General features: G+C 71.9%; 18 protein-coding genes. 9 read left to right on the forward strand and 9 right to left on the reverse strand.

The genetic code is table 11. The annotated features are described in order from the left end of the window. The first annotated feature begins 108 nt into the window (after positions 1–108). Complete coding sequence (locus OG252_RS27940) at positions 109–816, forward strand: pentapeptide repeat-containing protein (protein WP_266437543.1); 708 nt, start codon at positions 109–111, stop codon at positions 814–816. Positions 817–866: 50 nt separating this feature from the next. On the opposite strand, the gene OG252_RS27945 is transcribed toward OG252_RS27940, so the two are convergent. Further along, positions 867–1,367 (reverse strand): hypothetical protein, encoded by a 501-nt coding sequence (locus OG252_RS27945; protein ID WP_266437546.1) that lies wholly within the window; start codon positions 1,365–1,367, stop codon positions 867–869. Between the two features lie 41 nt (positions 1,368–1,408). On the opposite strand from OG252_RS27945, the gene OG252_RS27950 reads away from it, so the two are divergent. Both OG252_RS27950 and OG252_RS27955 read left to right on the forward strand, forming a co-directional pair. Beyond that, complete coding sequence (locus OG252_RS27950) at positions 1,409–2,821, forward strand: M1 family metallopeptidase (RefSeq protein WP_329339520.1); 1,413 nt, start codon at positions 1,409–1,411, stop codon at positions 2,819–2,821. A 187-nt stretch (positions 2,822–3,008) separates the two neighbouring features. Next, entirely contained in the window at positions 3,009–3,806 is a 798-nt protein-coding gene (locus OG252_RS27955; protein WP_329339522.1) for a hypothetical protein, read from the forward strand. A gap of 29 nt (positions 3,807–3,835) precedes the next feature. Here the strand turns inward: OG252_RS27955 and OG252_RS27960 are convergent, their stop codons facing one another. Both OG252_RS27960 and OG252_RS27965 read right to left on the reverse strand, forming a co-directional pair. Beyond that, complete coding sequence (locus tag OG252_RS27960) at positions 3,836–4,807, reverse strand: bifunctional GNAT family N-acetyltransferase/NUDIX hydrolase (protein WP_329339524.1); 972 nt, start codon at positions 4,805–4,807, stop codon at positions 3,836–3,838. Positions 4,808–5,409: 602 nt separating this feature from the next. Then, complete coding sequence (locus OG252_RS27965; RefSeq protein WP_266437555.1) at positions 5,410–5,985, reverse strand: TerD family protein; 576 nt, start codon at positions 5,983–5,985, stop codon at positions 5,410–5,412. A gap of 148 nt (positions 5,986–6,133) precedes the next feature. Here OG252_RS27965 and arfB point away from each other — a divergent pair, with 148 nt between their 5' ends. Further along, on the forward strand, positions 6,134–6,604 hold the full coding sequence (gene arfB, locus OG252_RS27970) for an alternative ribosome rescue aminoacyl-tRNA hydrolase ArfB (protein WP_406493751.1): 471 nt from the start codon (positions 6,134–6,136) through the stop codon (positions 6,602–6,604). 41 nt (positions 6,605–6,645) lie between these two features. Here the strand turns inward: arfB and OG252_RS27975 are convergent, their stop codons facing one another. Next, on the reverse strand, positions 6,646–7,119 hold the full coding sequence (locus tag OG252_RS27975) for a GNAT family N-acetyltransferase (protein WP_266437561.1): 474 nt from the start codon (positions 7,117–7,119) through the stop codon (positions 6,646–6,648). Between the two features lie 49 nt (positions 7,120–7,168). After that, positions 7,169–7,753 carry a flavin reductase family protein gene (locus tag OG252_RS27980; RefSeq protein WP_266437564.1) on the reverse strand — a complete coding sequence of 195 codons (585 nt, stop codon included), beginning with the start codon at positions 7,751–7,753 and terminating at the stop codon, positions 7,169–7,171. Positions 7,754–8,089: 336 nt separating this feature from the next. On the opposite strand from OG252_RS27980, the gene cdgB reads away from it, so the two are divergent. Continuing rightward, positions 8,090–9,748 (forward strand): diguanylate cyclase CdgB, encoded by a 1,659-nt coding sequence (gene cdgB, locus OG252_RS27985; RefSeq protein WP_266437567.1) that lies wholly within the window; start codon positions 8,090–8,092, stop codon positions 9,746–9,748. A 115-nt stretch (positions 9,749–9,863) separates the two neighbouring features. Then, positions 9,864–10,799, forward strand: a complete 936-nt coding sequence (locus OG252_RS27990) for a carbohydrate-binding protein (protein ID WP_329339529.1) — start codon at positions 9,864–9,866, stop codon at positions 10,797–10,799. 3 nt (positions 10,800–10,802) lie between these two features. On the opposite strand, the gene OG252_RS27995 is transcribed toward OG252_RS27990, so the two are convergent. The 3 genes from OG252_RS27995 to OG252_RS28005 all read right to left on the reverse strand — a co-directional run bounded on the left by OG252_RS27995 (position 10,803) and on the right by OG252_RS28005 (position 14,049). Continuing rightward, on the reverse strand, positions 10,803–11,732 hold the full coding sequence (locus tag OG252_RS27995) for a 1-phosphofructokinase family hexose kinase (protein WP_329339531.1): 930 nt from the start codon (positions 11,730–11,732) through the stop codon (positions 10,803–10,805). A gap of 155 nt (positions 11,733–11,887) precedes the next feature. Further along, the gene (gene nagA / locus OG252_RS28000) at positions 11,888–13,105 is read right to left on the reverse strand and encodes an N-acetylglucosamine-6-phosphate deacetylase (protein ID WP_329339533.1); all 1,218 of its coding nucleotides are present in this window, start codon (positions 13,103–13,105) and stop codon (positions 11,888–11,890) included. Then, the gene (locus tag OG252_RS28005; protein ID WP_329339535.1) at positions 13,105–14,049 is read right to left on the reverse strand and encodes an ROK family protein; all 945 of its coding nucleotides are present in this window, start codon (positions 14,047–14,049) and stop codon (positions 13,105–13,107) included. Before OG252_RS28005 ends, nagA begins: the two co-directional genes overlap by 1 nt. Before the next feature lie 116 nt (positions 14,050–14,165). Between OG252_RS28005 and OG252_RS28010 the strand changes: the two genes are divergently transcribed. The 3 genes from OG252_RS28010 to otsB all read left to right on the forward strand — a co-directional run bounded on the left by OG252_RS28010 (position 14,166) and on the right by otsB (position 16,758). Then, the gene (locus OG252_RS28010) at positions 14,166–15,437 is read left to right on the forward strand and encodes an extracellular solute-binding protein (RefSeq protein WP_329339537.1); all 1,272 of its coding nucleotides are present in this window, start codon (positions 14,166–14,168) and stop codon (positions 15,435–15,437) included. 47 nt (positions 15,438–15,484) lie between these two features. Continuing rightward, positions 15,485–15,721, forward strand: a complete 237-nt coding sequence (locus OG252_RS28015; protein WP_266437581.1) for a DUF3263 domain-containing protein — start codon at positions 15,485–15,487, stop codon at positions 15,719–15,721. A gap of 194 nt (positions 15,722–15,915) precedes the next feature. After that, the gene (gene otsB / locus OG252_RS28020) at positions 15,916–16,758 is read left to right on the forward strand and encodes a trehalose-phosphatase (protein ID WP_329339540.1); all 843 of its coding nucleotides are present in this window, start codon (positions 15,916–15,918) and stop codon (positions 16,756–16,758) included. On the opposite strand, the gene OG252_RS28025 is transcribed toward otsB, so the two are convergent. After that, positions 16,746–18,233: an alpha,alpha-trehalose-phosphate synthase (UDP-forming) gene (locus OG252_RS28025; RefSeq protein ID WP_329339541.1), complete on the reverse strand. Its 1,488-nt coding sequence runs from the start codon at positions 18,231–18,233 to the stop codon at positions 16,746–16,748. The genes otsB and OG252_RS28025 overlap by 13 nt on opposite strands. Positions 18,234–18,239 lie beyond the last annotated feature (6 nt).

The following is an 18,239-nucleotide window of genomic DNA, read 5'->3' on the forward strand; positions in this document are numbered from 1 at the left end:
GCGCTGTTCTGATCTGTGAGTACGACTGATGGAGGGACCCGGGATGTGACATCGGCGGAATCTGTGCAGGTCAGGGCGATTGTCAGTGGCGGGGTGCAGCATGGGGGCATGGCGAGGAGAGCGGTGGGCGGGACTGGTGGGACCAGTGGGATCGGCGGGGCAGCCCGGGTGAAGGCGGCGCGGCGGCCGGAGGTGCGGCTGCCGCCGCTGGAGCCGTACGGGGGCAGGGGGTTGGAGCCGGACGGGGACTACGACGGGCTGGAGTTCGCGCAGACGGACTTCGCCGGGCAGGACGGGCGGGGCGCCCGCTTCATGGACTGCGTGCTGACGGGGTGCGCGCTGGACGAGACCCGGCTGCACCACGCCCGCTTCCTCGACTCGGTCCTCACCGGCATCCGGGGTGTGGGCACCGACCTGGCGGAGTCGACCCTGCGTGACGTCGAGCTGGTGGACGCCCGGCTCGGCGGGGTGCAGTTGCACGGAGCCGTCCTGGAGCGTGTCCTGATCCGCGGCGGCAAGATCGACTACCTGAACCTGCGCACGGCCCGCCTCAAGGACGTCGTCTTCCAGGGCTGCGTCCTGGTCGAGCCGGACTTCGGGGGCGCCCGGCTGGAGCGGGTCGAGTTCGTGGACTGCGAGCTGAAGGGCGTCGATCTGAGCGCGGCCACCCTGAAGGACGTCGACCTGCGTGGGGCCGCTTCGCTGGAGATCGCGCGCGGGGTGGACCGGCTGGCGGGTGCGGTGATCAGCCCGGCGCAGCTGATGGATCTGGCGGCGGTGCTGGCGGCGGAGATGGGGATTCGGGTGGAGGGGTGAGGGGGCGGCGGCTCATCCCGGGAGCTCACCCTGGGAAGGCACGGTAGGGCTCATCCCACCCTGGGAAACCGTGCCTGCAGTGTCCAGATCGCCGGGTTCTCGCCCAGGTCGTCGTGCAGGTCGACGAGGTCGGCGATCAGGTCGTGCAGGAAGTCCCGGGCCTCCTTGCGGAGTTCGGAGTGGGAGAAGCTCAGCGGGGGCTCCTCGGGCGGCATCCAGTCGGCCTCGATGTCCACCCAGCCGAAGCGGCGCTCGAAGAGCATGCGGTCGGTGGACTCGGTGAAGTCGAGTTCCGCGCGCTGAGGGCGGGCGGCTCGGGAGCCCGCCGGGTCGCGGTCGATGTGCTCGACGATGTCGCACAGGGCCCACGCGAAGTCGAGCACCGGAACCCATCCCCAGGCTGTGGACAGCTCCCGGTCCGCCTTGGTGTCGGCGAGGTAGACGTCCCCGCAGAACAGGTCGTGGCGCAGGGCACGGACGTCCGCGCGGCGGTAGTCGGTCTGCGGGGGGTCCGGGAAGCGGTTGGAGAGGGCGTAGCCGATGTCGAGCACGTACGTGATGGTGTCACGCGTGTCCTCATAGGATCACCGGCGTGTCCCGATCCGCACTGCTTGCCCCGACCTGCACGTCCCTTCTCCTCGCCCTCGCCCTGACCGCGTGCGGCGGGGGCGGCGAGGCGGAGCACGGCAGCCCCGGCGCGCCCGGTGTGGGCGACCCGTACTTCCCCGAGGCGGGCAACGGCGGCTACGACGTCACGCACTACGACCTGGACCTCGCCCACGACACCGACACCGACACCGACCACCTCACCGGCACGGCGACGATCAGCGCTCGCGCCACCCAGGACCTCTCCGCCTTCGACCTCGACCTCGAGGGGCTCGACGTCGACGGGGTCACGGTGGACGGGCAGGGCGCCCGCTGGAGCCGCGCCGGGCAGGAGCTGACCGTACGCCCGCGCGACGGTCTCGACGAGGGCGAGACCTTCCGAGTGACCGTCCGCTACTCCGGCACCCCGGAGACGATCACCGACCCGGACGGCTCCGAGGAGGGCTGGCTGCGCACCGCGGACGGGGCGCTCGCCCTCGGGGAGCCGACGGGGTCGATGGCGTGGTTCCCGGGCAACCATCACCCCTCCGACAAGGCGTCGTACGAGGTCACGGTGAGCGTGCCGAAGGGGCTGCGGGCGGTGTCCAACGGCGAGTTGGTGAGCGAGCGGAGCGCCGGGGGGCGTACGGCGTTCACCTGGCGCACCGCCGAACCCATGGCGAGTCACGTCGCCACGGTCGCCGTCGGTGACTACGACATCCGCCGCTCCACCACCCCCGACGGCCTGCCCGTGTACGTCGCGGTCGACCCGAGCCTGGCCGGGGCGAGCCGGAAGGTGCTGTCCGGGATCCCCGGGATCATCGAGTGGGCCGCGGACACCTTCGGGCCGTACCCGTTCTCCTCCACCGGCGCGATCGTCGACCGCGACGGCGACGCCGGCTACGCCCTGGAGACCCAGAACCGGCCCGTGTTCCCCGGCGTGCCCGACACCGGGCTCCTCGTCCACGAACTCGCCCACCAGTGGTACGGCAACTCGGTGACGCCGAAGACCTGGCGGGACATGTGGCTCAACGAGGGCTTCGCTACGTACGCGGAGTGGCTGTGGCAGGAGGAGCACGGCGGCGACAGCGCCCAGGAGACCTTCGACGCGCTGTACGACCACGGCGAGCGGACCTACGAGGACCTCTGGTCCTTCCCGCCCGCGAAACCGACGAGCGCCGCGCACCTCTCCGACAGCCCCGTCTACCAGCGCGGCGCGATGGTGCTGCACAAGGTACGGCAGGCGGTCGGCGACGGCACCTTCCGCGCCCTCCTCCGCGGCTGGGCCGCCGCGCACCGCCACGGGAACGCGGATACGGCCGACTTCACGGCGTACGTGGAGAAGCTGGCGCCCGGCAAGGACTTCGACGGGATCTGGGCGGACTGGCTGTACGGGAACGGCAAGCCGGCGCACGTCTGAAGCCGACCGCCGACCGCCGACTGCCGACCGGCACCTGCAAACCGCCGACCGGGCGGCGGAGTGCCGCGTCCTGGCCGGAATTGCCGGATCCCGGCAATCAGGCGCGGGCATGACACTGCCGTACTCCGGCCTGCCGGGTGATCGGAGGAATGTGGCTCAATACTCCCGGAGTGAAGGGGGCAGGGAGATGGCGGTGCGCACGGGGGAGCGGGCGGGGATGGATCGGTCCGGGAAGGCGTGGCCGCGCGTGGTGGCGTGGGCGCTGCTCGGACTGGTGCTGCTGGGGGGCTCAGCGGCCGCGAGCATCGCCGTCCCCGGGCTGGTCGCCGACGAGAAGGCGTTCCTGGACGCGCAGCCGTGCGACAGCGGGGAAGGGGCAGGGGGCGGCACGGCGGACTGCCTGCGCACGATCCGCGGGACGGTTCTCTCCGCCGAGGAAGTCAAGAGCGACAAGGTGAGGGTCTTCCGCGTGCGGCTGCGGCCCCCGGTTCCGGCGCCCGCCGATCAGCCGATCGACGTCGACAGGCACAGCGAGTTGTCGGAGCTCGTCAAGCCGGGGGACGAGGTGGACGTCACCACCTGGCGGTACGTCCTGGTCGCCGTCGGCCACGACGGCGTCAGCGAGACGCTCCCCGGGCTGCCCGACGAGAACCCCACCATGTTCGTCGGACTCTCGCTGGCCGGTGTCTGGCTGGCGGTCCTGGCCTTCATCGCCGCGTTCGGCACAGCCCGGCGGGCCCGCCGCACCGCCGCCGGCCGCCCCTTCGCCGCCCGGGTCCCGTTCGGCCCGTTCAAGTGCGCGGCCGTGGTGGCGGCGCCGCTCGTCGTGGCGTTCTTCGCAGGCAGTGTCTGGGACGCCTGGACGGGCGTGGTGATGACGGTGGTCATCTGGGCGCTGACGGCGGTTCCGGCCACGATCCTCGCCCTGCGCTGGGACCGCGACGAGCCGAGCACGTCACCGGCCGCCGTCCGGCTCGACGCCTGAGCCTCGGCTGAGCCACACAAGGGGGCCGCTCACCGGCCCGTCGAAGCGTGTGTTCCCGGCTGACCCAACTCGTCCAGCAGCCGCGCCAGGTCCGGCGGCCACACCGGCTCCGGGGCCTCGGCGAGCTCCTGCCGGGTCCACCAGCGCCAGGCGAGGATGCCCTCCTCGGCCCGCAGGGTGGTCAGGTCGGGGCCGGTCGGGGGGCGGTGGGGGCCGTGGGTGACGTAGATGTGGTCGTGCTGTCGGACGGGGATGCCGGACCGTGTGAAGTCGTGCTCCCAGGTGCACAGCAGGGGGCCCGGTTCGAGGTCGGTCCAGCCGGTCTCCTCGGCGAGTTCGCGCAGGGCGCCCTCGCGGAGGCTCTCGCCCGGCTCCAGGCCGCCGCCGGGGAGGGCCCAGTGGAAGCCGAACTCGTCGCTGTCGTAGCGGAAGAGGAAGACCGAGCCGTCGGGGTCCAGTACGGCGATCCGGGCCGCGGGGCGCTGGACGCGCAGCGGCTTGCGCAGGACCGCGCACGGGCGGCCGCGTTCGCGGTCCGCGCGGTGGTCGATCACCTCGTAGCCGAGGGCCGTCCAGAAGGCGAGGCCCTGGGGGTTGGTGTCGAGGACGGCCAGGCGTACGGCGGTGCGGCCCGCGGATCGGAACCGGTCCTCGATGAGTGCGGCCAACCGGCGCCCGTGTCCCCGGCGTTGGACGTCCGCCGCCACCATCAGCAGGCCGATCCACGGGTCCGGGTCGGCCGGGTCGGGGTGCCGGTCGAGGGTGATCGCGATCCCGACCAGCCGCCCCTCGCTGTGGGCCAGCAGCACCTCGGTCCCCGGATTCGCCGCCTCCTCGGCCAGCGCGGCCGCCACCTGCTCCGGACGGATGTCGTCCGGGTCCGGGAAGTCGCCGCTGAGGGCGTGGAAGGCACGGTTGGCGGCGTAGAGCGCGGTGAGTTCGGTGAGCAGCGGGCCCGGGAGGTCGTGGTCGGGGCCGAGGGGAAGGGGCGTGAGAATCACGCGGGCAACCTATCGGCCGACCGGGGGGCGGGGTGGCGGGAACGCCGGAGGCGTTGGGTTCTCATGCGGGAGCCCCGGTGGTACGCCGGACCCCCTGGTCGCACACCGGGAGCCCCGGCCTTACGCCCGACCCAATGGCCGTACGCCGACATCCGCGGCGGATACCCGCCCCCCGGCCACACGCCGACCCCGCGGCCGTACGCCGGAGCCCGCGGCCGTACGCCGGAGCCCGCGGCCGTGCGCCGGAACCCGCGGCCGTACGCCGGAACCCCCGGCCGTACGCCGGAGCCCCCGGCCGTGCGCCGGAACCCCCGGCCACACGCCGGAGCCCGCGGCCGTGCGCCGGAGCCCGCGGCCGTGCGCCGGAGCCCGCGGCCGTGCGCCGGAGCCCGCGGCCGTACGCCGGAGCCCCCGGCCACACGCCGGAGCCCGCGGCCGTACGCCGGAACCCCCGGCCACACGCCGGAACCCCCGGCCGTACGCCGGAACCCCCGGCCACACGCCGGAGCCCCCGGCCACACGCCGGAGCCCCCGCCCACACGCCGGAGCCCCCGGCCGTCAAACGGTCGGGGGCTCCGGTGTGACTGCGGTGGGACGTCGGATCAGACGTTCACGCCGAAGTCCTGGGCGATGCCCACCAGGCCCGAGGCGTAGCCCTGGCCGACGGCGCGGAACTTCCACTCGGCGCCGTTGCGGTACAGCTCGCCGAAGACCATGGCCGTCTCCGTGGCCGCGTCCTCCGACAGGTCGTAGCGGGCGATCTCGGCGCCGCCGGCCTCGTTCAGGATGCGGATGTAGGCGTTGCGGACCTGGCCGAAGTTCTGCGAGCGGTTCTCGGCGTCGTAGATCGAGACCGGGAAGACGATCTTGTCGATGTCGGCCGGGAGGCCCGCGAGGTTGACCTTGATCGCCTCGTCGTCGCCCGCGCCCTCGCCCGTGCGGTTGTCGCCGGTGTGGACGATCGTGCTGTCCGGCGTCTGCTTGTTGTTGAAGAAGACGAAGTGGGCGTCGGAGTAGACCTTGCCCTCGGGGTTGACCGCGATGGCGGAGGCGTCGAGGTCGAAGTCCGTGCCGGTGGTGGTGCGGACGTCCCAGCCGAGGCCCACGGTGACGGCCGTCAGGCCCGGAGCCTCCTTGGTGAGCGAGACGTTGCCACCCTTGGACAGGCTTACAGCCATTGTTGGGAGTCCTTCCCTCGTTAGACGTACGGCAGCATGAAGCTACAGCTACCCGTACCAACGCGGAGAGGGGTACGCGAGGTTCCTGCTCTCTTTACTTTCTTTACCCGAGTTATTCGGGTGACGTGGACCGGACAGACGGGGGAACATGTACGCCATGTCCGGTCCTCATCGGGGGTCTGGGGGTCTGTCCCCCAGAAATCTCAGTATCCGCGGCTCCGTCTCCCTTCCCGAGGCCGAGCTCATGTGGCGTTTCTCGCGGTCCTCCGGGCCCGGCGGACAGCACGTCAACACCAGCGACTCGCAGGTGGAGCTCCGCTTCGACCTCGCCCGTACCGAGGCGCTGCCCGAGGTGTGGAAGCAGCGGGCGCTGGACAGGCTGGCCGGGCGGCTCGTCGACGGCGTCGTCACCGTACGTTCCTCCGAGCACCGCTCCCAGTGGCGCAATCGCGAGACCGCCGCCGTACGTCTGGCCTCTCTCCTCGCCGAGGCGACGGCCCCGCCGCCCAAGCCGCGCCGCCCCACCCGGATCCCCCGGGGCATCAACGAACGCCGCCTGCGGGAGAAGAAGCAGCGCTCGGACACCAAGCGCGGGAGAACCGGCCGCGACTGGGGATGAATCCCGGCCGTGACCCCCGGCCATGATCTCCGGCGGCGTCGTTACGACAGCTCCAGCACCCCGACGATCTCCCCCTCGCTCGTCTCCCCGTTCGGCCGGAAACCGAGCCCCAGATAGAAGTTCTCGGGGCCGTTCGGCCCGGCGTGCCAGGTGACGTACAGCTCCTTGCCGCCGCGGCGGCGGATCTCGGCCGCCACGGACTGGACGGCGAACCGGCCGTAGCCCTTGCCCTGTTCCTCCGCCGCGATGTTCAGCCGCCACAGGCCGGAGCGGAAGAGGGTGCCGTCGTCCTTCCAGTCGATGTCGAAGAAGGCCATGAGGAAGCCGACGGGACGGTCGCCGTCGACGATCAGGCGGGGCCAGGCGACTCCGGCGGGATGGACGTACGCCTCGGCGAGTGACTGCATCACCGGGGAGACCGCGAATTCCTGTTCCGGGCGGACCTTTATGCCGGTGGCGGCCTCGAAGTTGTGGGGTGTGATCTCCACGAGGCGCGGTGCGGGAGTCGTCGTCATGCGCGCACACTAGGCAGGCGGGCCAGGGGGACGCGATCGAATTCCCCGCTCACCCCAACTGCCGGTACCGCCCCCGGAAATACGTCAGCGGGCCGCCGTCCGCGCTCGGCAGCGTCGCCGTCAGGACGCGGCCGATCACCAGGACGTGGTCGCCGGCCGGTACGCGCTGTTCCGTGCGGCACTCCAGGGTGGCCAGGGCGCCGCCCACCAGGGGAGCGCCGGACACCTCGCCGCGGACGTACGGGATGTCCTCGAAGAGGAGGCGGTCGCTGATGCGGCCCTTCATGGCGAAGCGGCCGGCGATGTGCCGCTGGCTCTCGGAGAGGACCGACACCGCCCACAGGGGCTGCTCGTCGAGCAGGTCGTCCATGCGGGAGCCCTCGCGCAGGCTGACCAGCACCAGGGGCGGGTCGAGGGAGACCGACATGAACGCGGTCGCCGTCATGCCGACGTCCTCGCCCCCCGGCGCCTGCGGATCGTCGGGGTCGAGTGACGCCTCCTGCGCGGTCACCAGGACCACGCCGGCGGCCAGCCGGGACATGGCGGCGCGGAACTCGTCGTTGCTCACCCCCACAGCATGCCCGGAGGCGGGAGCGGCGAGGGTGGCGGGCGGGGCGGGGAGAGTGTTCGGCACGCCGGAAACGCTAATCTCATGTTCGTACGCGCCGCATCGGGCCTCGGGCCGAGAACGGTCCTAGGACCTGGGGACGAGTTTCCCTGTGTAGGGTCTGGCTCCAGTGGCCGGCTCCACATGGGTACAAAGTTTGCGTTCAGTAAACGCACGGAGAAAACGCAGAAACTCCACTCAATTGTTCATCTTTCGCTGTGACTTGAGTCACAAGAAGGACTAATTGTTGACCCTGTGTACCGAGTGAGCAGCGCGCTGTGATTCAGTGGCGGGGGAAGCTGCCAGGACGATACGCCGATGAGAACCCTTGATTCGCTGCGAGGTCTCGGGGGGAGGGCGAGCATGGAGACCGAGTCGGAGCCCTACGTCCGCCTTGCGTCCCTGCGTCAGCTGCATCAGGTCATGGCCGACATGAACACGGCCCGCAGCCTCGCGGACACCCTGCAGACCGTCTCCGACGGCGTGGTCCAGGCCCTCGGTTACGAGCTGGCGTGCGTGAACCTCGTACGGCCCGACGGCGACCTCGTCGTCGCCGCCTTCTCCGGCAACGCGGCCGCCGAGGCGCTGATCACCGGCCGCGTCGGTTCCCGCGAGTCCTGGGAGCGCCGGCTGAGCATGGGCGAGAACTGGGGCGACCTGGTCTTCATCCCGCACACCGAGGGCTGGGTCCTCGACGACGACGACGTACCGCAGTGGTACACCGACGGACCCGCGCCCCGCTTCGAGGACGAGTGGCACCCCTCCGACCGGCTCTTCGCCCCCATGTACACCCCCGCCCCCTCGGGCGGGGGCTCGTGCGGCGAACTGATCGGCGTGCTCTCCGTGGACCGGCCGCGCAACGGCCGCCGACCGGGCGCCTGGGGCCGCGAAGCGCTCCAGATGTACGCCTTCCAGGCCGCCATCGCGATCAGCAACGCGCGTCTACGTGCCAATATGCAGCGCGCCCTGGTCAGGCTCGAAAGGGAGCAGCAGGCCCTGCGGGCCAGCGAGGAAAGCTTCCGGCAGGCCTTCGAGTACGCCCCCTCCGGCATGGCCATCGCCGAGATGGGCGGCGACCAGCACGGCCGGATCCTGCGGACCAACGACGCCTTGTGCCGCCTGCTGGGCCGCCCCGCCTCCGCGATGCGCCGCTACTCCTTCTCCGACCTCGTCCACCCCGAGGACATAGGCACCCTGCTCCGCACCTCCGCCGAGGGCGGCCGCGCGGAACTGAGGCTCGGGCGCCGCGACGGCACGTACGTCTGGGTCCACCTGCGCAACTCCGTCGTCGCCGACGCCGCCGACGGCCCCCGGTTTCTGCTCACGCACGTCGAGGACATCGAGGACCGCAAGCGCCGCGAGCTGCAGCTCGCCCACCGCGCCTCGCACGACGCGCTGACCGGCCTGCCGAACTCCGCCGAGCTGCGCTCCCGGCTCGCCTCCCGCCTGTGCCAGCGCGCCGGGCACGCGGGCGCCCTGGAGCCGGTGGACTCGGCCTACGGCCACCCCGCCTTCGACGCCAACGGCCACGGCTTCGACTTCCCGTCGACGGGTGTCGAGGTGTACGACGGCTACGACCACCACGTGCACACCGTCGCCCCTGAGGGTGAACGTGACGACGGCGCCAAGGGGCTCGCGGTCCTCTTCTGCGACCTCGACGGCTTCAAGTCGATCAACGACCGGTTCGGGCACAACGCGGGTGACGCGGTTCTCATCGAGGTCGCCCGACGGCTGTCCGGGGGCGTCCGCGACGGCGACACGGTGGCCCGGCTCGGCGGCGACGAGTTCGTGGTGCTGGCCGACGGGCTCGGCCGGGCCGACGCCCAGGACCTCGCCGTACGCCTGCGCAACGAGATCATCCAGCCCATCCGGGTCGACGGGCGGGCCATGCGGGTCGGCGCCAGTTTCGGCATCGGCTGGGCGTCCTGCGGGATGACCGCGGACGAGGTGTTGAAGTCGGCTGACGAGCGGATGTACGTAGAGAAACGATCGCGTCCCAAACAACACAGACGCGCGGGCTGAGTCCCAGGTCAGTGAGCTGATGCGATCCGAGTCACCCGTTTGGGGCATCAGGAGCGGGTAGGCTCGCCCTTCTCACCACACCCATCGCACCCGCACCTGCTGAGGAGACCAAGGGATGACGGCCGGCAACAACGGCGCGAGCACGCCCGAGGACGACGACCCGTTCGGCTATCTCTACGCCGACGGCCAGGCCAACGGCGCCCAGCCGCCCTCCGGTGCCGGCGGCTACGGCTATCCGGGCTCCGTCAACCGGGTGCGAGCGGTCGGTCAGCGCCAGTACGGCCAGCAGGCCCCGGCCGCCGCGACCGCGCCCTACGGCCAGGTCCCGCAGCAGTCGAACGCGCACTACGCGGCCCCCGAGACCTTCCCGGGCAGCGCCCCCACCACCCAGCAGCCGCAGCCGTCCTACAACGACGGCGGCGGCCGCCGCGGCCCCAACACCAAGGGCCTGCTGATCGGCGCGATCGCGGTCGTCGCGGCGGTCGTCATCGGCATCGGCGTGGCGATGATGGGCGGCGACGGCGACAAGGACAATGCGGGCGGGGCCGGGGCGTCGACCTCGCCGACGACTTCGCAGAGCAGCGAGCCGAGCCCTTCGTCCTCGCAGTCGGCGGCCGCCGGTGAGCTCCCGAAGATCGACGCGAAGGCACTGCGCCTGGACGGCGGCACCGCCATCGCGTCCGACGTGAAGGGCGCCGATGCCGAGGGCGGCGTCTATGTGCAGGGCTTCAACCAGGTCGGCGCCAAGGTCACCTGGACCGTCAACGGCATCGAGAAGGCCGGCGACTACCGGCTCTACGTCCGTTTCGGCATCCCCGGGGTGGATGCCAACGGGACGCTGACGGTCAACGGCAAGGCCAACACGCAGCCGCTGAGCATGAAGAACTTCGCCGGCTCGCCCGAGGGTGACTGGGAGAAGGGCTGGCAGACCACCTGGGGGCTCGTCTCCCTGACCAAGGGCACCAACACGATCGAGCTCTCGTGCCAGCAGGGCAACCAGTGCAACGCCCTGCTCGACCAGTTCTCCCTGACGGAGAACCGCGACCAGTAGGGTTCACGCCGCCGTCGCGTCCCCCGTCACCGTCACCCGCCCCACCAGCTCCTCGTACGCCCCCCGGTCGAACTCCCCCGCCACCGGCGCCACCACCGTCGCCGCCGCCAGGGCGACCGCGCGGGCCAGGCGGGACGGCCACGGGAGGTCTTCCACCAGGCCGGAGAGCAGGCCCGCGACCGCTGAGTCGCCGGCGCCCGTGGGGTTGCCGTGGACCCGGGTGGGTGGGGTGGCTCGCCAGCGGCCCTCCGGGGTGAGGGCGAGCAGGCCCTCGGGGCCCAGGGAGGCGATGACGGAGCGGGCGCCGCGGCGGCGGGCGTCCTGGGTGGCGCGCAACGGATCGTGGGAGCCCGTCAGTTCGGCCAGTTCGTCGGCGTTCGGTTTCACGATGTCGGGGCGGGCGGCCACCCCGCGCCGCAGTGCCTCCCCGCTGGTGTCGAGGAGGACGGGGACGCCGGCCGCCTTCGCGGTCCGCACGAGTCCCGCGTAGGCCCCCACCGGCACCCCCGGCGGCAGGCTGCCGCACAGGGCCACCGCGGACGCCGACGGGACGAGGGCCTCGTACGCCTCCTGGAAGGCGGACCACTCGGCCGGGGTGACCGTCGGGCCGGGCTCGTTGAGCTGGGTCGTGTCGCCGGTGTGTTCGTCCACGACGGCGATCGTGCGGCGGGTGGCGCCGGTGACCGGGACCAGCGCGTCCAGCACGCCCTCCGCCGTGGTGAGCCGGTCCTGTACGGCCCGTCCCGTCGCGCCGCCCGCGAAGCCCGTGACCGTCGCCTCGTGACCGAGGGCGGCGAGAACCCGGGCCACGTTCACGCCCTTGCCGCCCGGGCGTTCGGTCACGTCCGTGACGCGGTGGGAGGTGTGCGGGCGCAGGGACCGTACGCGATAGGTGATGTCGAGAGCGGTGTTCAGCGTGACCGTGAGGATCACCTGGTTCGACCTCCCCCGAGGAGAAACGCAGAACGCGCTTGCCGTCCGGCTGACTGTCCGGAGGGCGATCTGACTGTCCGGAGGACGATCATGCCAAACGGACGACGGTCCTCCCAGTTTGACAGGACAACCGCCGTCCTCAACAGACGGACAGATCACCCCAGTTGGGGATCGACCACCCATTCACCCCGGCGCATCACGCCCTTGAGGTCGAAGTCGGCGTCCAGGAGGACGAGGTCGGCGTCCTTGCCGGGCTCCAGGGAGCCGACGGTGTCGTCCATGCCGAGCAGGCGGGCCGGGGTGGCCGAGAGCGCGGCGACCGCGTCCTCGACCGACAGCCCGTCGAGCGTCACCGCCCGCTTGAACGCGCGGTCCAGGGTGAGGGTGGAGCCCGCGATCGAGCCGCCCTCCACCAGGCGGGCCACTCCGTCGGCCACCTCCACCTCCAGCGGGCCGAGCATGTACCGCCCGTCGCCGAAGCCGGCCGCGTCCATCGCGTCCGTGATGAACGCCACCCGGTCCGCGCCCGCGTGATGGAAGGCCAACTGGAGGGAGGCCGGGTGGAGATGCGTACCGTCGTTGATGAGCTCGACGGTGACCCGCTCGTCCTCCAGGAGGGCGGCGATCGGGCCGGGGGCGCGGTGGCCGAGCGTCGGCATCGCGTTGAAGAGGTGCGTGGCGACCGTGGCACCGGCCTCGATGGCCTCCACCGTCTGCTCGTACGTCGCGTCCGTGTGCCCGATCGCCGCGATCACGCCGTGTTCGGCCAGCAGCCGTACGGAGTCGATGCCGCCGGGCAGCTCGGTGGCGAGGGTGACCATCTTCGCCTTCCCCCGCGCCGCGTCGATCAGCTTGCGGACCTCCGCCGGGTCCGGGTCGCGCAGCAGCTCCTCGGAGTGCGCGCCCTTGCGGCACGGCGAGATGAACGGCCCCTCGAAGTGGATCCCGGCGATCTCGCCCTGCTCGGCCAGCTCGGACAGCAGTCCGGCCCGCTGGGCCAGGAAGTCCATGTCGCCGGTGACCGTGGAGGCGACGAGGGTCGTGGTGCCGTGCAGACGGTGGGTGTGGATGCCCTTGAGGACCTCGTCGACCGTTCCGGAGGTGAAGGAGGCTCCGCCGCCGCCGTGGTTGTGGATGTCGATGAAGCCGGGGATCAGCCAGTGGTCGCGTACGTCGATCACCTGGGCGGTTGCCTGCGGGGTGCCGGCGGCGGCGATGCGGGTGCCGTCGATGGTGACGCTGCCGTCCGGCACCGTGCCGGTGGGTAGTACCACGCGGGCGCCGGTGAGTACCCGCGGGTGCGTTGTGGCTGGTCGCGCCCCGCGGCGGAGCCGCTTATAGGCGCTGCCCCGCGCCCCTGAGGGGGTTGCCATCAGGTTGTTACCTCCGTGCGGTCAGTCGAGTCGAGGAGATCCCAGGCCAGGAGGCCGGCACCGAGGCATCCCGCCGTGTCGCCCAGAGCAGCGGGGACGATTTCCGGCGGTTTCTGGAAGGTGATCCGGCGTTGTACGGCGTCCCGTAGCGGTGTGAACAAGGTTTCCCCCGACTCGGCGAGGCCGCCACCGATGATGAGCGTGCGCGGGTCCAGCAGGGTGAGGGCGGTGACCAGGCCGTCGGCGAGGGCGTCGACGGCGTCCTGCCACACCCGTACGGCGTCCGGGTCGCCGGACGCGACGGCCTTCGCGCAGTCGGCCGCGTCCGCTCCGGGGTCCTGGCAGGCCGCCGCCCACGCCTCGCTCACCGCCGCCGCGGACGCGTACCGCTCCAGACAGCCGCGCTGCCCGCACGGACAGGCGGTCCCTCTGGGCCGTACGACGATGTGACCGATCTCGCCCGCGAAGCCGTGGGCGCCCGCCTCCACCCGGCCGCCGATACCGATGGCGCCCGCGATGCCGGTGCCCAGCGGCACGAACAGGAAACGGTCGGCGCCCTTGCCCGCGCCGATCCGGCCCTCGGCGAGGCCGCCGGTGCGCACGTCGTGGCCGAGGGCGACCGGGACACCGCCGAGTCGCTCCCCGAGCAGCTCGCGCAGGGGTACGTCACGCCAGCCCAGGTTGGCCGAGTAGGCGGCGATACCACGGTCCTCGTCGACGATGCCGGGGACGGCGACGCCGGCGGCGGCCGCGGGCTCGCCGAGGTGCTCGACGCCGTACGCGCGCAGCTCGGCGGCGAAGCCGAGGATGCCCTCGACGACCGCCTCCGGCCCGCGCTCGCGCCCGGTGGCGCGGCGGGCCTGGTGCAGCAGCTCGCCCCTCGCCCCTACGAGGGCGGCCTTCATCCCGGTGCCGCCCACATCGAGGGCGATGACGTGTTTCACGGGGACAGTCTGGCCCGTGAACCCTCAAGAGGTCTAGTCCACTCACGTGGTGTAGACCTTGTGGGAGCAATATGTATGACCTTTCGAGAGTTTCGATGATCGACGATGTTGGAGCGATGGCAGTGCAGCGGGGTAGGGCGGGAACGATCGCGGCGGTGTCCGCACTGGGCCTGACGGCGGTCCTCGGGGGCTGCGGCCTCACCGGGGACTCGGGCGAGGTGACGTTGAAGCTGGTCGCCGCCGACTACGGCGACAGCACGGCCAACAGCTCCAAGAAGTACTGGGACGCGCTGGTCAAGGAGTACGAGTCGGAGCACGACGGGGTGCAGGTCGACGTGAGCGTCTACTCCTGGAGCGATGTCGACCGCAAGGTCAAGGAACTGGTCGACGCCGGCAAGGCGCCCGACCTGGCCCAGATCGGCGCGTACGCCGACTACGCGGACGCGGGCCGGCTCTACAAGGCCGACGACCTGGTCTCCATACCCGTCCAGGCCGACTGGATCCACCAGCTCTCCGACGCGGGCGAGGTCGACGGGGTCCAGTACGGCATGCCGTTCGCCGCCTCCACCCGGCTGCTCTTCTACAACAAGACCCTCTTCACCGAGGCCGGCATCACCCCGCCGACCACCTGGGAGGAGCTCGCCACGGACGCCGGGGCGCTGAAGGCCCAGGGCGTGAAGTACCCGTACGCGCTGCCGCTCGGGCCGGAGGAGGCGCAGGCCGAGACCATGCAGTGGCTGCTCAGCGGCGGGGGCGGTTACACCGACACGCTCGGCACGTACAGCATCGACTCCTCGGAGAACACCGGCACCTTCACCTGGCTGAAGAACGACCTCGTCGCCAAGGGACTGACCGGGCCGGTCGCGCCCGGGAAGCTCGACCGGGCCGACGCGTTCGCCGCGTTCGCGAACGGGGACGTCGGCATGCTCAACGGGCACCCCTCGCTGATGAAGATGGCCGCCAAGAAGGGCGTGAAGTTCGGCATGGTGCCGATGCCCGGCAAGAACGGCGAGAGCAAGCTCTCCATGGGGGTCGCCGACTGGATGACCGCCTTCAAGGAGAACGGGCACGCCGAGCAGATCGGCGACTTCCTCGACTTCGTCTACAGCGAGAAGAACGTCCTCGCCTTCTCCCGGGAGTACGACCTGCTCCCGGTCACCAACTCCGCCTCCGCGGTCATGAGCGCGGCGAAGCAGGACGCCGACCTCAAGCCGTTCCTCGACGAGCTGCCGCTGTCCGAGACGTATCCGGTGGGGGAGACGTCCTGGGCGCAGGTCAGCGCGGCCGTGAAGAAGGGCATCGGGCAGGCCGTGGCGTCCGGGGGCAGTCCGGCGACCGTGCTGAGCCGGCTTCAGGCGACGGCTGCGGCGGCGCAGACCGCGGAGTGACGGTGCCGGTGCCTGCCGGTGTCAGTGGCGGCGGCTAGCGTGCGGGTATGGACGAGGAGCGGGACCTTGATCGCAGGGAGCGGGAGATTCTCGCGCTGGAGCGGCGTGGGTTCAGCGGGCCCGGGCTGAAGGAGCGGGCGATACGGGAGGAGCTGGGGCTGGCGCCGGTGCGCTACTACCAGCTGCTGAACGCGTTGCTGGACGATGCGCGGGCGTTGGCGTTCGACCCGGTGACGGTGAACAGGTTGCGGCGGGTACGGGACGCACGGCGGGCGGAGCGGTAGGGGCGCCGCCCCTGTCGGCCCCGTACCAGGGGGCTCCGCCCCCTGGACCCCCGGCCTATGCCCACCCACCGCCCGTCTCGGTTTCTTGAAAGGTTGACCTCTCATCCGACCGAGTCGGGTGGTGGGTGGGCGAAGGCCGGGGGTCTGGGGGCGGAGCCCCCAGGGGGTGGGGAAGCGCCGGTAAGGTCGAACTCATGGACGTCACTGACCCTCTGCCGACACCTGCGACGCCCGCAGGGCGGGACGGGCTCGACACCCTCCTCGCTCGACCCGGGCGCGCGGTCGTCGCCGTCGACTTCGACGGCACCCTCGCCCCGATCGTGGCGGATCCAGACCAGGCCCAGGCCCACCCGGCCGCCGTACCCGCGCTGGCCGCACTCGCTCCGAAGGTCGCCGCCGTCGCCGTGGTCACCGGCCGCCCGGCCGCGGTGGCCGTTCGGAACGGGGGCTTCGCCGGGGTTCCGGGGCTGGAGCACCTCGTCGTCCTCGGGCATTACGGCGCCGAGCGCTGGGACGCCCGTACGGGAACCGTCAGCGCCCCAGCCCCCCACCCCGGTGTCGCCGCCGCCCTCGCCGAGCTGCCGGGCGTGCTCGACGGGGCCGGTGTCGGGCAGGGGGCGTGGGTCGAGGAGAAGGGGCGCGCGGTCGCCGTGCACACCCGGCGGGCCGCCGATCCGCAGGCCGCGTTCGAGGTCCTGCGCGACCCCCTCACCGAGCTGGCCACCCGCCACGGCCTGATCGTCGAGCCCGGCCGGCTCGTCCTCGAACTCCGTCCGCCGGGGATGGACAAGGGCGTCGCCCTCCTGGAGTACGTGCGTGAGATCGACGCCACGTCGGTCCTCTACGCCGGCGACGACCTCGGCGATCTCCCCGCCTTCGCCGCCGTCGAGAAACTCCGCACCGAGGGCACCCCGGGCCTGCTGGTCTGCAGCGGCAGCGACGAGGTCACCGAGCTGCGGGAGCGGGCGGACCTGGTGGTGGACGGTCCGGAGGGCGTCGTACGCCTGCTGCGGAGGCTCGCGGATCAGCTCGGCTGAACGTCCCGCAGCGCCCGCAGCTGCTCCAGGAACCACTGGGCCGGCGGCAGCGCGGTGGCGGCCGCCACCAGCCTCTTGGCGCGCTCCGCCCGCTCCGCCGGCCCCATGGACAGACCTTCGTGCAGGGCGCGGGCGGTCTGCAGGACGTCGTACGGGTTGACCACGATCGCGTCCTCGCCCAGCTCCCAGTACGCTCCCGCCTCCCGCGACAGCACCAGCGCGCACCCCTCGTCGGAGACCACCGGCACCTCCTTCGCGACGAGGTTCATGCCGTCCCGGATGGGGTTGACGAGAGCCACGTCGGCGAGGCGGTACGCGGCCAGGGAGCGGGCGAAGTCGTCCTTCAGGTGGAGCAGGACCGGGGTCCAGCCCGGCGTGCCGTACGCCGCGTTGATCTCGTCCGCCAGCCGCCGCACCTCCGCCATGTACTCCCGGTACACGGCGAGATCCTGGCGGGACGGGTACGCGAACGCCACGTGCACCACCCGCTCGCGCCACTCGGGGTGATCGTCGAGCAGCTGCCGGTACGCCAACAGTCCCCGCACGATGTTCTTCGACAGCTCGGTCCGGTCGACCCGGACGATCGTCCTGCGGCCTTCGCCGATCTCCTCGCGGAGGGCCGCCATGCGCTCCTCGACGTCCGGCTCGTGCGAGCGGGCGCGCAGGAAATCCGCGTCGGCACCGAGGCCGTGCACGCCGATCAAGGTCCTGCGCAGCGGCGAGAGGCGCGTGAGGGTGTGCTCGATGTACTGGGGTTTGCTCGGGATCGGGGTGTACGCGGTGACCCGCTCGGGGTCGATCCCGTTCGCGCAGTCCATGAACGCCCGCGCCCACCGCGAGGTCAGGAACCCCAGCCGGTCCGCCCCGAGCATCCCCCACACCAGCCGCGAGCGGATGTCGTCCGGCAGCAGCTGGAAGTAGTCCGCCGGCGCCCACGGTGTGTGCGAGAAATGGCTGATCCGCAGGTCCGGCCGCAGCTCGCGGAGCATGCCCGGCACCAGGCACAGGTGGTAGTCCTGCACCATCACCGCCGCGCCCTCGGCCGCCTCCTCCGCCAGCGCCTCGGCGAACGCGCGGTTGTACGTCTCGTACGACGCCCACTGCCGCCGGAACTCCGCGTCGAAGACCGGCTCCAGCGGGGTCTGGTACAGCATGTGGTGGACGAACCACAGCACGGAGTTGGCGATGCCGTTGTACGCGTCGGCGTGCACGTCGGCAGGGATGTCGAGCATGCGGACGCCCGGCTCGCCGACGCCGCGCCGTACCGCCTCGCGGTCGCCGTCGCCGAGCGCCGAGCACACCCACAGCGTGCCCGCGTCGGACCCGATGGCGGACAGTCCCGAGACCAGCCCGCCGCCACCCCGTTTGGCGTGGAGCGTGCCGCCCGTGCTGTCTGGGCGCACCTCGTACGAAACCGGGCCGCGGTTGGACGCGACGAGTACCTCAGCACTCCGAGCAGCCTGCGTTGAAGCCATACGCCA

The organism is Streptomyces sp. NBC_01352, from assembly GCF_036237295.1.
Lineage (GTDB): Bacteria > Actinomycetota > Actinomycetes > Streptomycetales > Streptomycetaceae > Streptomyces > Streptomyces plumbiresistens.

Coding starts and splice junctions, on each gene's coding strand:
- OG252_RS27940 (WP_266437543.1), top strand. CDS start 109: ATGGCGAGGAGAGCGGTGGGCGGGACTGGTGGGACCAGTGGGATCGGC.
- OG252_RS27955 (WP_329339522.1), top strand. CDS start 3,009: ATGGCGGTGCGCACGGGGGAGCGGGCGGGGATGGATCGGTCCGGGAAG.
- OG252_RS27965 (WP_266437555.1), bottom strand. CDS start 5,985: ATGGCTGTAAGCCTGTCCAAGGGTGGCAACGTCTCGCTCACCAAGGAG.
- arfB (WP_406493751.1), top strand. CDS start 6,134: ATGTACGCCATGTCCGGTCCTCATCGGGGGTCTGGGGGTCTGTCCCCC.
- OG252_RS27975 (WP_266437561.1), bottom strand. CDS start 7,119: ATGACGACGACTCCCGCACCGCGCCTCGTGGAGATCACACCCCACAAC.
- cdgB (WP_266437567.1), top strand. CDS start 8,090: ATGGAGACCGAGTCGGAGCCCTACGTCCGCCTTGCGTCCCTGCGTCAG.
- OG252_RS27990 (WP_329339529.1), top strand. CDS start 9,864: ATGACGGCCGGCAACAACGGCGCGAGCACGCCCGAGGACGACGACCCG.
- nagA (WP_329339533.1), bottom strand. CDS start 13,105: ATGGCAACCCCCTCAGGGGCGCGGGGCAGCGCCTATAAGCGGCTCCGC.
- OG252_RS28010 (WP_329339537.1), top strand. CDS start 14,166: ATGGCAGTGCAGCGGGGTAGGGCGGGAACGATCGCGGCGGTGTCCGCA.
- OG252_RS28015 (WP_266437581.1), top strand. CDS start 15,485: ATGGACGAGGAGCGGGACCTTGATCGCAGGGAGCGGGAGATTCTCGCG.
- otsB (WP_329339540.1), top strand. CDS start 15,916: ATGGACGTCACTGACCCTCTGCCGACACCTGCGACGCCCGCAGGGCGG.
- OG252_RS28025 (WP_329339541.1), bottom strand. CDS start 18,233: ATGGCTTCAACGCAGGCTGCTCGGAGTGCTGAGGTACTCGTCGCGTCC.